Source organism: Coleofasciculus sp. H7-2 (assembly GCF_042747725.1).
Lineage (GTDB): Bacteria > Cyanobacteriota > Cyanobacteriia > Cyanobacteriales > FACHB-T130 > FACHB-T130.
In genome coordinates, this window is record NZ_JBHZGO010000099.1 from 1 (window position 1) to 13,480 (window position 13,480).

At 47.5% G+C, this 13,480-nt stretch carries 12 protein-coding genes, 1 tRNA gene and 1 pseudogene; 7 read left to right on the plus strand and 7 right to left on the minus strand.

Annotated features, from left to right (window positions below; genetic code table 11):
- The first annotated feature begins 240 nt into the window (after positions 1-240).
- On the plus strand, positions 241-501 hold the full coding sequence (locus tag ACFW2W_RS19615; protein ID WP_378181969.1) for a hypothetical protein: 261 nt from the start codon (positions 241-243) through the stop codon (positions 499-501).
- A pseudogene (locus tag ACFW2W_RS19620) lies at positions 494-923 on the plus strand (retroviral-like aspartic protease). Before ACFW2W_RS19615 ends, ACFW2W_RS19620 begins: the two are co-directional and overlap by 8 nt.
- Here ACFW2W_RS19620 and ACFW2W_RS19625 read toward each other — a convergent pair.
- The 4 genes from ACFW2W_RS19625 to ACFW2W_RS19640 all read right to left on the minus strand — a co-directional run bounded on the left by ACFW2W_RS19625 (position 817) and on the right by ACFW2W_RS19640 (position 3,901).
- A complete protein-coding gene (locus ACFW2W_RS19625) occupies positions 817-1,035 on the minus strand; it encodes a hypothetical protein (protein WP_378182257.1) in 219 nt (72 codons plus the stop codon). The pseudogene ACFW2W_RS19620 and the gene ACFW2W_RS19625 overlap by 107 nt on opposite strands.
- 159 nt (positions 1,036-1,194) lie before the next feature.
- Positions 1,195-2,979: an NACHT domain-containing protein gene (locus ACFW2W_RS19630; protein WP_378181972.1), complete on the minus strand. Its 1,785-nt coding sequence runs from the start codon at positions 2,977-2,979 to the stop codon at positions 1,195-1,197.
- Between the two features lie 86 nt (positions 2,980-3,065).
- Positions 3,066-3,557, minus strand: coding sequence for a hypothetical protein (locus ACFW2W_RS19635; RefSeq protein ID WP_378181975.1), 492 nt, complete (start codon positions 3,555-3,557; stop codon positions 3,066-3,068).
- Between the two features lie 271 nt (positions 3,558-3,828).
- Positions 3,829-3,901: transfer RNA gene (locus ACFW2W_RS19640), tRNA-Val, on the minus strand.
- A gap of 82 nt (positions 3,902-3,983) precedes the next feature.
- Between ACFW2W_RS19640 and ACFW2W_RS19645 the strand changes: the two genes are divergently transcribed.
- Positions 3,984-4,595 carry a metal-binding protein gene (locus ACFW2W_RS19645; protein WP_378181978.1) on the plus strand — a complete coding sequence of 204 codons (612 nt, stop codon included), beginning with the start codon at positions 3,984-3,986 and terminating at the stop codon, positions 4,593-4,595.
- Between the two features lie 28 nt (positions 4,596-4,623).
- Entirely contained in the window at positions 4,624-5,481 is an 858-nt protein-coding gene (mazG, locus tag ACFW2W_RS19650) for a nucleoside triphosphate pyrophosphohydrolase (RefSeq protein WP_378181981.1), read from the plus strand.
- A 12-nt stretch (positions 5,482-5,493) separates the two neighbouring features.
- Here mazG and ACFW2W_RS19655 read toward each other — a convergent pair whose 3' ends face one another.
- Together ACFW2W_RS19655 and ACFW2W_RS19660 are read right to left on the minus strand one after the other, a co-directional pair.
- Positions 5,494-5,727, minus strand: a complete 234-nt coding sequence (locus ACFW2W_RS19655) for a hypothetical protein (RefSeq protein ID WP_378181984.1) — start codon at positions 5,725-5,727, stop codon at positions 5,494-5,496.
- Between the two features lie 508 nt (positions 5,728-6,235).
- Complete coding sequence (locus ACFW2W_RS19660; protein ID WP_378181987.1) at positions 6,236-6,940, minus strand: hypothetical protein; 705 nt, start codon at positions 6,938-6,940, stop codon at positions 6,236-6,238.
- A gap of 296 nt (positions 6,941-7,236) precedes the next feature.
- Between ACFW2W_RS19660 and ACFW2W_RS19665 the strand changes: the two genes are divergently transcribed.
- The 3 genes from ACFW2W_RS19665 (at position 7,237) to ACFW2W_RS19675 (ending at position 10,255) form a co-directional block, all read left to right on the plus strand.
- On the plus strand, positions 7,237-8,541 hold the full coding sequence (locus ACFW2W_RS19665; protein ID WP_378181990.1) for a glutamate-5-semialdehyde dehydrogenase: 1,305 nt from the start codon (positions 7,237-7,239) through the stop codon (positions 8,539-8,541).
- A 68-nt stretch (positions 8,542-8,609) separates the two neighbouring features.
- On the plus strand, positions 8,610-8,981 hold the full coding sequence (gene folB, locus ACFW2W_RS19670; RefSeq protein WP_378181993.1) for a dihydroneopterin aldolase: 372 nt from the start codon (positions 8,610-8,612) through the stop codon (positions 8,979-8,981).
- 80 nt (positions 8,982-9,061) lie between these two features.
- Positions 9,062-10,255 carry a patatin-like phospholipase family protein gene (locus tag ACFW2W_RS19675; RefSeq protein WP_378181996.1) on the plus strand — a complete coding sequence of 398 codons (1,194 nt, stop codon included), beginning with the start codon at positions 9,062-9,064 and terminating at the stop codon, positions 10,253-10,255.
- 23 nt (positions 10,256-10,278) lie between these two features.
- Here the strand turns inward: ACFW2W_RS19675 and ACFW2W_RS19680 are convergent, their stop codons facing one another.
- A complete protein-coding gene (locus tag ACFW2W_RS19680) occupies positions 10,279-13,287 on the minus strand; it encodes an EAL domain-containing protein (protein ID WP_378181999.1) in 3,009 nt (1,002 codons plus the stop codon).
- Between the last annotated feature and the right edge of the window lie 193 nt (positions 13,288-13,480).

Consider the following 13,480-nt stretch of genomic DNA (forward strand, 5'->3'; position numbering starts at 1 on the left):
TTTTTGGGCTTGATGGCTGAAAACATCATCAAACCGACTGCACCATTTCTCAAAGCATGGAGGCATTGCGTCGGGTGTAGTTTCCTTCATGGGTATTTTTCAACGTGAACTTCTTATCTGGCATGGATCATAACTCATTTGGTTTTAATTCATTGTTTAAGTCCCGTTACCAGCAATTGTGGCATATCGTTTGCCAGCCCGATCAATCCTAAGCTAGGCTAATCAGTAAAACTGTCATTTATGCCTCTTTCTGAATTACTGCCTGCTGTCAATCAGCTATCTCACCAAGACAAGCTACGCCTCATCCATTTTCTTCTACTAGCAGTAGCGAAGGAAGAGGGTTGCGAACTTGAGGCAAACGATAGTCAGGCTCAAGAGGCTTTGCTGTTAAAACAGTTGGCATCTACTGAAGCTGTAGTGTGGTCGCCCTACGAGGCGCATGAAGCTGCCAAAACGCTATCAGATCTGCTACTGGTAGCAAAGCAAGGAAGCGATGCTTGACGGCAAGAGATTTCCTTTTATCGAGCGTACTAACAGCCTCGGTCTTTCCAGCACCTTGCCGTATCTACCAATAATGCTGACCTACAGAAACCGCTCTGTAGAAGCTATGACTTTGCTGGACACAGGTGCAAGCGTCAATGTGTTGCCTTACGAAGTCGGTCTGCAACTGGGTGCAGTCTGGGAGGAACAGACAGTCTCAATCAGTCTCAATCCAGTTGAGCGGAAATCTGGCTCGGATGGAAGCAAGAGGCTTGGTGCTGTCAGCCACAGTTGCTGAGTTTCCCTCTGTCCTGCTTGCATTTGCCTGGAGAGAATCTAGAGAAGCTCCGCCGATTCTTGGACACATGAATTTCTTTGCAGAGTTTGATGTGTGCTTCTATCGTGCTGACTTCGCTTTCGAGTTGCGTCCGAGAGCAAAATAGCGATCGCACTCATCAGGCAAAATGCGATCGCCCAAACAGTAACTACAACAGCAGATTGAGGCGTGGGAAGCGATGCGATCGAAGTTGGGAGGGAATGAATTAGCGATCGCACACCTTCATTCTGCTTTCATGCGATCGCATCCAGGAGTTACAACAGCAGATTGAGGAGTGGCAAAAGATGCGGTCGAAATTGTGAGCGCATTCCTTCCTTTTCTCAAATGCGATCGCAACTTTAAGGTTCTTCATTGCCCCCTTACACTGCTGCATCCTTTCACCCCAAATCCATCTTGGCAAAGTGGTCTTGCAGGAGTTTGTGCATGAACCGATAGCGACCGCCAATCCGCTGCAATAGAAGGCGCTCGGTGCAGTAGTTGAGCAGGAGGTCGTAACGTGGAGGGACGTAGCGATTCCAGGTGAGGACAAGACGGAGAGCAAAATGCTGAAGTAGAGCGTTTCCGCCACCCTCAAAGGATGCAAACCCAATGATGTAAATGATGTAACCAAAAAACACTTGAGGCGAAAAGCCTCTCTCTATAAAAACACGGATGCTGAATTGAAAACGGAGACAGAGTAGACCAGTGAATAGCAATACACACAATACAAAAAAGAATAGATTTCTCCATGAATCTTTAATGCCTTGATTTGCAACTACTTGAGTTTGAATCTCTGCCCTCATATTTGCAATAAGCCAGCGAACAAAAGAATTGATCGCTACGCCAGATAGCAATACTATTAGTAAATAGCTCCATCTCGTTCCTATTTTTGTTGTAAGCCAAGCAACTCCGAAAAGAATCGTCGAGGATAAACTCAGCACTACGCTTATAGATGAACTTTGTACTTTTGAAATTCGCTGAATTTTTTCAGTAGGAACAATATTGTCCATTGTTAGCAAATATTTCAGCCAAGGAAGTGTGGCTACTAAAGGAAGCAATGATTCGGGAAAAAGTCTAGCCCACGAATTAACTACTGTAAATACTGATGTAAAAAACAGCATAAACAATAACCTATAACTGTTTCTCTGCTGTTTATCTGGTAGCCAAGACGGTTGCATCCTCTCAATCAAAAGCTCTGTCTGCGACTCTTGTTCCAGCGCCTTTGCTGCAAAAACCAATGCCCTTTGAACCGCTTGTCGCGTTGGTGGTAGCTTTTTGCCGTAGGTTTTGCTACAGATGCCTTGTTGTCGTTCAACAGGGTCGATAATTAGCTCTCGTTCGATCGCTGCTTCCCAATAGGTATCGAGCAAATACTCAATTTTCAGATCAGAGGTGGTGCGCGATCGCCAATCAGAGAGCGAAAACTTGCCCTGTGTCTGCACCAACCCAAACATCGACAAAAATAGTGGCGTTGTCAGCAACTTCTGCAACGCCTCATCCTGCTGTACCGTCTGCCACACATCCTGCAACCCAAACCGAGCAAAATAGTCCTCAATTTGTTCGATGGTTAAAGCCTGCAAATAGATTGCCCCATACAGGCTCAAAGGCTGCCGTACTACTTGCTCAAACTCTTCTCGCCGACAGCAAATTAGGACGCCGCAAGGACGTTGCTCCAGTTCTCCGATTGACCAGGCATTGAGCGCCACAGCACAGGCTTTTTGATGCTGGGGTGCTACCTCATCCAGCCCATCCAGCAACGGTAGCAGTTGATTATTCTTGAGCCATTGCTGCGCCAAATCCTGACGAATCCCATACTTGCTCTTTAACTCGCCTACTAGCCACTCAAAAATTGACTGCTGCGGATTTTTCCAAGAAGACAAACTGAGCAACACTGGGATTGGCTCTGCTTTGTCTGCGATCGCTCGTTTGAGCAAATCCTCTGCCAACTCCAGCATCATCGTTGTCTTACCCGCACCTGGTTCACCCAGAATTAGCAATTGACGGGCAAGTTCTGGGCGATCAAATACCTCCACAATTCGAGTTCCAGCAGCTAGGGGCATCGTTGACTGTGATTGTTGCACAACCTTTACTGACCAAGGACGCTGCACGCGATAGTCCTGTTGCTCCATTCCCAGAGTTAGCCAAACAGCATTGTGCAACGACTGCGCTAGCCGTTCCCGCACTTCCGTTGTGACGGCTTGCAGCAGTTTCTCTTGGGAGGAATCCTGCCTAGCTTGCGTTGGCCCTGGATCTGGATCTGGAGTGCGGGCTACAACTTTTTTGCCAGCGCCTTAGACCACTTGGTGAACGTCGGAAAATTCGTCCGTAAAAAGTTCTCCGTATCCAACTCTGCCTCGTAGGACAAACTGACGAACGGCGGCAATAGCGACAGCGCTCCCTTCAACTTAGCTGCCGCAGGTGTTCCCGGCTTACTAACTTCGGTATAAATTTTCTGTAGCCATGCCAGCACCTCATCAGGATATTGCTGACTGGTTTGCAGTTGCCCTGCTTGTTCTACAATCTCAGCAACGACTACTTCTAGCTCTGGCTCGGCGATCGCAGTTGTCGCTGGCTCATCCGCCAAAATCTGCCAATATTCTTTTTCAAACGGCTGCATCTCTGCCTTCAAATCGGCAATCTGCTGCTTGATCCGAACCCGTTCTTCCGGGGCAATTGTCGTCAATGCATCTTCTTTTCCTGCCAATTGCTGACGCAAACGGGTCAAATTTCTTTCAACTTGGCGCAGGCGATCGCTTGACATCCGTAGACTCCAGAACTTCAAAACCACTATATCGGTTTTACTCGATCAACTCTGAAATGTCTGCGATGTCTTCACGGAAATCAGGACTCCTTATGTTGCCCGAAGCTTGTCAAATTCTGTTGTATTTTCTTAACCCACATAATGTGCTATTGTGGTGCCGAGATTCTCGCTCCCTGAGCTTCTCCAAACGAATCTGGATGAAACCTAATTTGTCTCAGCGACATTAATCTGTCACCAACGAAAAATAATTTAGTCACTATATAATTTCAGATGGGCAGTACTGGACTCGAACCAGTGACATCCTGCTTGTAAGGCAGGCGCTCTACCAACTGAGCTAACCGCCCAAGTTCACACACTTTTTAGATAATAGCAGACGCTGCTAATATTCAAACAGAATAAATTTTAAAAAATATCAAATTCTAACGGATGCCCTCTGGTCGGACGCACGATCGTATCACTTTATGGTGCCTGCCTTGGGTGGCTGGCATGACGTTCGGGCTGACTCGCAGTGGTGATCTGACGTTAATTGTTTCCGGAGGATTTTTATTCAGCGGGCTAATGTTTAGCCCAGACTTGGATCTAAACTCCCGTCCTTATCAGCGCTGGGGCTGGTTGCGGTGGATTTGGATACCCTACCAGAAGAGTTTGCGTCACCGATCTATTTTTTCCCACGGGTTGGCAATTGGGACAATCGTGCGATCGCTTTATCTCTCCTGCTGGCTCTTTCTCGTGGGATTATTGATATTGGGGATGCTACAGCTAGTCTTGGGTGTCGGGTGGACTTGGCAGGTGGTAGCGAATCAGGTGCAGCGATCGTCTCAATACCCGGCTGAATGGATGGCGCTGTTTGTGGGTTTGGAATTGGGTGCAATGAGTCACTCGTTGAGTGACTGGGGGGGTTCTGCCTACAAGCGGTTTCAAAGGGATGGATTGAAGGCGGTGATGCCTAAGCGGGTGAAGACTCGGAAGCGAATAGGCAAAGTGAATCGGCGTAGAGTTAAGAAACCAACCGCCAAGACGCAGAGGACGCGAAGGTAAGATCGAAAGGCAAACTGAGTTTTCGTTTATGTTGAATTCCCCAGAATCTGCTTATCCCATGCCTCAAACTGCACTAGAAGCGCTGCAACAGTTGATTGAGGTTGTTGCCCAGTTGCGATCGCCTAGTGGAGGTTGTCCTTGGGATTTAGCGCAGACTCCCCAAACCCTCACCCCGTATGTAATCGAAGAAGCTTATGAGGTGGTAGATGCGATTCGCACTGGGGATAAAGATGCGATCGCTGAAGAACTGGGCGACTTATTATTACAGGTGGTACTACAAGCTCAGATTGCCAGCGAATCCGGGCAATTTAGCTTAACCGAGGTGGTTCAGGGGCTTACTCAAAAGCTGATCCGCCGTCATCCTCACGTCTTTGGAGATGTTGAAGTCGAAAGTGCTGAGGAAGTCCACCAAAATTGGCAGAAGATCAAAGCCGCCGAAAAAGGAGAAACGACTCAAGACACTCAGCTGCTAAGTCGCAAACTCACTCGTTATTCCCGCACATTGCCGCCGCTGATGGCAGGGATGAAGATATCTCAAAAGGCGGCGGCGGCTGGGTTTGAGTGGGAGAATATTGAGGGCGTGTGGGCAAAGTTTCACGAAGAGTTAGCAGAATTTGAAGAGGCACTGCAACAGGAAGACAAAGCTCATCAGCAAGCGGAACTGGGAGATTTATTATTTACTGCGATCAATCTTGCCCGTTGGTGCGATCTAGATCCTTCAGAAGCTTTGCAGGGAACGAATCAGCGATTTATTGAGCGTCTGAAAAAAATGGAGGCTTTTGCAGACCGTCCTCTCTCTGATTACACATTAGATGAGTTGGAAACGCTTTGGCAACAAGCTAAAGCTCAGTTAGCAGCTTCCAACGAATTAAAAATGGAACTCTGAATTTTTTATTTTTCAAGCTGCTACTTGGGAATCCTGAATTAGGATGCGATACAGTTCCTCTTCCAGCCAGCACTCATCTTCTTCTGCCAGCACCAACCGTGCCTGCCGCCATATCCCAGCCATCTCTGAATCTGTGTACTTTGAGGTCAGTTTCTCCGATAGCTGTTCCAATGCTCTTGCATTCCGAGCGATCGCGATTGATGCCATTCTCCAGGAATCCCATCCATTTTTTGAAACTGCACTCATTTTCTGAAGCCCACTTCCTGACTGTTCTTTACCTAACTTAGAGGTCATTGAATTCCAATATCTTCCGTCAAAATACTGAAACTGTGTAACTTTATATACTCTTCACACAAAACTGATACTTATATAAATTTGCGATGAAATTTGCGACCAACTGGTTTGTCGGTTCGAGTCATCAGCACCAAGAAGAAGGCGAACAGTGCGCTTGCAGTGTTCGCCCTTTTGAAACTACATGCGGGATGAAGAAAATTTCCGAAATTTAGAACAGGACTTACGGAAAGCTTATACATATAGCGTTTTTTCGGGTTCAATCCCCCTGGGGGATTGCGGTGGCAGATGTGATGATGTTGCGTAAGTCCTGAGAACATATAGCGTTTCTCAGTTGGATGGAATATACTGCGGTTCTAACGTTTGGTAGGGGAATGGCACAGAAAAAGCCCCTACAGATGTATCGTGGCAGGATTGCTTGAGTAATTGAACTGCCTCTTGATAACGCCCTTGTTTAAGGGGTCTAGATAAAAAAATTCATCGCCGCCAGCGACACTCTTTGAGTGTCGCTGGCGATAAATTCATCATCCTCTGACCCATCTCCGCTTAAATATTGAGCGAGAAACTTGTCAATCGCTTTTATAACTTTTCCCCACTCAGGGTTATCGGGAGATTCCTGGGATATATCCCTATCTAAGACATCTAGCTGCCGATTTTCTATCAACTGCTCTTCTTTCGGCGGAAATTTGCCTAAATCAAACGGCAATTGCTCAAGGGAGTTCTCAAGCGATCGCAAATTTTCTGCTACCTCTAACTCCAATTGATCTATCATTTGCAGACGAGCATCTACCTCAAACTGCGATTGGACGAGCGCCTCGAAATCCTTAAATGAATCTAAGGACGACTTTTCTATCGCGGGAAGGCGTCCATCTAAATCAAAGTCTAACAGCTCGATCGGAACACTTCTATTTGAACTAGCCCGTAACTGCTGCGACTTTTGACACTCTTTAGCACTATCAGCCAACAACTGCTGTAATTTTTGACAGCTTTTAGGCAAATCAACTTGCAACTGCTGCAATTTTTGGAGCTTTTTAGCGCAATCATCCCGTAACTGCTGCGATTTTTGGCACTCTTGAGCCAAATCAATCCGCAACTGTTGTCTTGATTGCAACTGTTTATCTGCGGGTAAGCTAGCAGCAACCAACAGTTTTTTTTGATGTATCTTCATTTAAGTTTGATTTTGTATTTTTTTTAAATATTATTTTTATAATACTTATATTTTTTATAAATAACAATTAAGTCTAAAGTCGCGGCTAAACAAATAAAGCCTGACCAGAGCAGGCTAATATAAAGCCGTTGCGTTGGTAGGCTTCGTTCTTCTAGCCCCAGGCTTCTAGCCTGTGGACTTATCTTTGCTGTCATCGGGATGCTCCCGTTTGACTCAGGCATCCCACCCATGAAAATTTAAACAGAAGCCACATTTTGTTAAACTTTGGCTTGAACGTAGGCGTTTGATTCAGAGCCATGACTGTTTCCCAGATTGCTTCCATGTCTTTAAGTGCGATCGCTCAAAAAACTCGTCAAGCAGCGCGAAGCTTGGCAGTGCTGTCCACAGAGGCGAAAAACCAAGCGATTGAAGCGATCGCGCGATCGCTAGAAGCCGCAGCACCAGAGATTGTGGCAGCGAATGCGGCAGATTGCAAGGCAGCGGAGGCGGCAGGAATTCCCAAACCGCTTTACGCCCGCTTGAAATTAGATGAAACAAAGCTAAAAGCAGCGATCGCGGGCGTGCGAGATGTGGGACGTCTGCCCGATCCCGTGGGCGCAGTGCAGGTTCACCGGGAACTAGATGATGGATTAATCCTCAAGCGCGTCACCTGCCCTCTAGGCGTTCTGGGAGTGATTTTTGAAGCGCGTCCCGATGCGGTGATGCAAATTTCCACTCTTGCGATCAAATCTGGCAACGGTGTCATCCTCAAAGGGGGACAGGAAGCGGTGCGTTCTTGTGAAGCACTGGTGAAAGCCATTCGCCAGGGATTAGCGAAGACTGAAGCTAACCCAGATGTGGTGCAATTACTGACAACTAGAGAGGAAACCTTAGAACTGCTGAAATTAGATCAATATGTGGATTTAATTATTCCCAGAGGTTCAAATTCCTTTGTCCGCTTCGTGCAGGAAAATACTCGCATTCCTGTTTTGGGTCATGCCGAAGGGATATGTCATGTCTATCTGGACAAAGCAGCGGATCTGCAAAAAGCTGTATCGATTACCGTAGACGCCAAAACCCATTACCCAGCCGCCTGCAACGCTTTGGAGACTCTGCTGGTGCATCGAGCGATCGCATCTGAATTTTTACCGCAAGTTGCTAATACTTTGCAAGAAAAGAAAGTAGAATTGCGGGGAGATGAAAGCACTTGCGAAATTCTGAACATTCCACAGGCGACAGAAGCCGACTGGGCGACAGAATACAGCGATTTAATTCTCTCAATCAAAATTGTGGATTCTCTCTCAGAAGCCATTGACCATATTAATACCTACGGTTCTCGCCATACTGATGCCATCGTCACAGAAGATGCCGCCGCTGCCACTATTTTTCTGGCACAAGTCAATGCTGCTGGAGTATTTCATAACTGTTCAACTCGCTTTGCTGATGGCTTCCGCTACGGATTGGGCGCAGAAGTGGGAATCAGCACCCAAATGATGCCTCCTCGCGGCCCGGTGGGCTTAGAAGGACTGGTGACATACAAATATCAAATCGCTGGTGATGGGCATATTGCTGCTACTTATAGCGGTGCAGATGCCAAACCCTTCACCCATCGAGATTTGTAAAGAGTCATTGGTTTCTTCTAAGTTGAGTCTGGGAACGAGACAAGGTAAATATTAAAGTTTTTGACGAAATGGATAGCATTCAGCTAACAGGAATTCGCTGCTACGGCTACACTGGCTACCTACCAGAAGAGCAGGTATTGGGACAATGGTTTGAAGTGGACGTGACTTTATGGCTAGATTTGGCACCAGCAGGCATCAGCGACGCCATAGAAGACACTCTGGATTACCGCCAGGTGATTTCGACAGTGAAGCATTTGGTAAAAACCTCTAAGTTTGCCTTAGTAGAAAAGTTAATCAGCGCGATCGCAGACGCCATCTTAGAATTCCAGCAAGTGTCACAAGTCCAAGTGCGATTAACGAAACCGGGCGCACCGATTCCAGACTTTGGCGGCAAAATCACGATTGACATTACGAGAACGAATCAAAAAAGGAATGGGTAATGGGAAGAAGACCCATGAACAAGGCACAATTAGCAATTAGCCATTAGACTTTACAGCAGTTTTTTGTGGAGAAAAAAAGCGTGACTTTTCGCATTTTGAGCTTTGACGGTGGCGGTATTCGGGGCGTCATTTCTGCAACGATGCTGACAGAGATTGAGAAAATTATCGGTCAGCCCTTAAGTCAATACTTCCACTTAATCGCAGGAACCTCCACGGGGTCAATTTTGGCGACGGCAATTGCTAGCGATCGCCAAGCCCAGGATATCGTGGATGTGTACCAGAAAAAAGGAACTCGCATCTTTCCCTACCGAAGCCTTTGGTCTCCGCAACGGGTAGGGTTGGTTCTTCAGTACGGCCCTTCTGCCCCCAAGTACTCAAACAAAGGTTTGATTGACTCTCTCAAAGAAGAATTTAAATACAAAAAACTGTCGGATATCACTTCAACAAATCTCTTGATTACTGCCTACGACACAATTAACCGAGAACCGATTATTTTTAAAAGCTGGCGCAAAATTTTTGCGGAAGTTCCCTTATGGGAAGCGTGTCTCTGTTCTGCCTCTGCCCCAACTTTTTTTCCTGCACATAAACTGGAGAAAAAGGAAGAAGGCATTGCCCAAGGCGGAGACACGAACTCGATTACGTTAGGGCAAGAAGCCGCAGAAGACAATGGGGATTACAATCAAATGCAGATTGAAATCACTGGCGGGACGGGACGCGGTCAGATTCGCACTATTATTGGTTACAGAGGGGCGAATCGGATGGCGCTTGTGGATGAGCCGTGGAGTGCAGTGCCCGATAATACTTCAACTTACCGAGTCACCAACGTATACTCAGTCATTGACGGCGGTGTTGGGGCAAATAATCCTACAGCTTGCGCGATCGCTGAAGCCCTGCGGTTGGGCTATAAACCCCACGAAATTTCGGTTTTATCCCTCGGTACGGGAAGTCTTACCCGTGCAATTCCGCTGGAAAGTGCCCAACAATGGGGTGCGATTCAGTGGGCATTACCGATTCTTGATGTAATATTTGATGCTTCATCAGATATTAATAATTACATTGCCAAACAGGTGATTGATGAGGATAATCGTTACTTGCGCTTGCAATTCAAATTAGATAGCAAGTTGACTGGGAAACGGTTAAGTGACGATATCGATGATGCGAGTCCGGCAAACATTATGAATCTAATTGAAGCCGCCAAGGTTTACATTAATCTACCACAAGTGCAAAAATTGTTGAGGGATTTTATAAATAGTGAGCAGATTCATAGAAATTAAAAATTATCTTATTTTTAATTGTCTTACCATTGGGGTGTTGAGGCAATGAATGCTCTAGCAGATTCGCTATCTAGTGGCTTAGAAAAGAAGAATCCTTGCCCAGCTTCGCAGCGTAGCGATCGCAGTTGTTCCATCTGAGTCGCTGTTTCTACACCTTCTGCTATCACATCTAATCCCAGATTGTGAGCCAGGGTAATAATTGTTTGTACAATCTCGGAATTTTCGCCTTCTGCATCCATCCGGCTGACAAAAGAGCGGTCAATCTTCAGAGTATTGAGCGGAAAGCGGTGCAAATAGCTCAAAGAGGAATAGCCGGTTCCGAAGTCATCAATACTGAGTTGAATGCCGGAGTTGCTCAGTTGCTCTAAAGTAGCCGTAGCGGCGGCGGCATTTTCCATAACCACACTTTCCGTAATTTCCAGTTTGAGACTTGGCGCTGCTAACTCGGTTTCTTGAAGAATTTGCTTAATTTGCTCGGCTAAATTGGGTTTTGAAAACTGTCTGCTGGAAAGATTAACGCTCATGGTTAAAGACGCTAAGTCGGGAAATTCTTGTTGCCAGAGACGCATCTGACAGCAGGCTTCGCGCAGAACCCAAGCTCCCAAGGGGATAATCAGACCTGTTTCTTCGGCGATAGGGATAAAATCAACTGGGGAAACCAAGCCGCGAACCGGGTGAGACAAGCGCACCAGTGCCTCGAAACCAGTAATTCTGCCAGTCGAGAAGCAGACAATTGGCTGATAGTGAAGGATGAAGGAATGACTGAGGGATGCGGACTCTAGGCGCTTCGCCTTCCCGAAGGGTGGACTGAGTGAAGAGTAACCAGAATTGACCATTTTTGTTTGATGCCCGTCTTTTACCTCAGTCCTGGCTAGGGCGTGCCTGAGATTGTTTTCTAACTGCAAGCGAGCCACCGCATGAGTGTGCATGGCGGTGGTAAACACTTCGTAACGGGCTTTGCCTAGCGCCTTGGCTCGATATAAGGCGATGTCGGCGTCGCGCAGAATGTCTCCGGGGTAGGGGCAAGTTTTGTAAGTGGCTGATGAGCCATCTCGTTGCTCGATTGCACTTAAGGTAATGCCAATGCTGGCTGTCACGACAACCTCGTGTCTGCTCAGATTGAAAGGCTGCTGGAGGTCTTTTTGGATGCGTTCGGCGATCGCAGTGGGGACGCCGATATCTGGAATTTCCTCTAGTAAAATGACGAATTCATCGCCCCCAAGCCGTGCCACAGTATGGCTGCCACACACAGAGGCTTGCAGGCAAGAAGCGACGCTGCTTTGCAGCCGATCTGCTAACGCAATCAGCAGTTGATCTCCGACGACATGACCGAGACTATCATTGACGACTTTGAAGCGATCCAGATCCAGAAATAGGACAGCAAACTGATATTGTGACTGTCTTCTGGCTCGCGCGATCGCCTGGGACAGCCGCTCCATAAATAAGGCTCGATTTGGCAAACCTGTTAGCGGATCGTGAAATGCATCATAGATTAGATGTTCCTCAGCCACCTTGCGGTCTGTAATATCCGTCTGCGATCCTGCCATGCGGTAGGCTTTGCCATTGGCATCTCGAATCGCCAGTCCTCGACAAAGCATCCAGCGGTAGGTTTTATCTTTATGCAACATCCGATATTCTTTCTCGAAGTGGTGAGTCAGCCCTTCTACATGGGCAGCGATCGCGCTTTTGACTCGCTCCAAGTCTTCTGGATGCACGCGGCTCAACCACTCATCCGGGCTATCGCCAATTTCATCCTCCTGGCAACCCAGCATCGATTTCCAGCGGGGCGAAAAATAGACGGTTTCGGCTTTCAGGTTCCAATCCCACAACCCCTCATTACTCCCGCGAACTGCCAGCGCATAGCGCTCTTCGCTTTCCCGCAGCGCCTCTTCCGCCAGCTGGCGTTCATTCGCGGTTGCCAAGACATTCGCAACTGCTTGCAAAAAATGAACTTCGTCTTCAGTAAACCGTCGCTGGGTCGGGGTGTGAACGCTCAAAACACCGAACGGGTTCCCCTGACTATGAATAATTACACTCATGCCAGCGATCGCGCGGTGGTTGTGCAGCAGTGGCGTTCCTGAAAAGCGCGTTTCGATGCGGAGGTCTTCCACAATCACCGGCTGACCCGTCAGCAAGGTATATCCTGCCTGGGAACGATCGTGGGCACCGATGATTGCCGAACCCACCAGCCCTTCCTGCCAGCCAATGCCCGCCCGCAGGAAGAAAGCATTGCCTCCCGGCATCAGTTCCAAAACCTGGCAATAGGGCACTTCCAAGGTTTGGGCAACCAGAGTCACCGCTTCTTGCATCAGCGCGTCAAGATTGGTGCCAGAGAGCGCCCGTTGACCCAGTTGCGCCACCGCTGCTGAGGCACGCGCATAGGATTTTAGTTCGTACTCAGCGGCTTTGCGTTCGGTAATATCTCGTTGCACCGCCAGCAAATGGGTAAACCAACCCGTACTATCTGCCAGGGGTAAGATATTCAGTTCTACCCAAAAATCGGAGCCGTCTTTGCGGTAGTTAATCAACTCGACTCTGACCGGCTCCCATCGTGACAGAGCTTGACGTATTTTATCGAGTTGCGATCGCTCAGTTTTCGGTCCTTGCAACAAGCGGGGAGTCTTGCCGATTACCTCTTCCGGTTGATAGCCCGTCATTTGGGTAAAGGCATTATTCACATAGACAATTCTGGGGCCAAGCGGCTCTTCCAATGGCTCCGCTTCCGTAATTACAATCGCGTCATTCGCGTTGACAACAACTGATTCTAGTAGGCGCAGGCGCTCCTCTGAGATCGTAAAGAAACGCTCCCGCTTTTCCTCTCGCGGGTGCGGTTGGGGGACACGGGTTAAACGGTTCAAACCACGGCGTAATTTTTGTTGAGTCGCAACCTGACGAGCGATGATTCGCAGTGCTTCTGCTTGTTTTGGGCTAATCTGACGCGGCACGAAGCTTATACTCTTATTAAAGATACGAGGGTAATAATTCGTATCCAGCTTAACCGCTTGATTAGCAGGCAGTTTTGGTTCGATCATTCATAAATGCTTTCCACAGGTTGGATGCGGTAGGATGCAAACCCGTTTTATTAACCTTTGTTTTCTTATTTTGCCTCTTTTTTAAGGATCATTTTAATTTCTTAATGCTTCTCAATCCTCCGGGGAGGGATAACTCACTCGATCGGCAACACGGACTTGCCTGTTTATAGAGCGCTAGTCTAGTAGAAGTTAT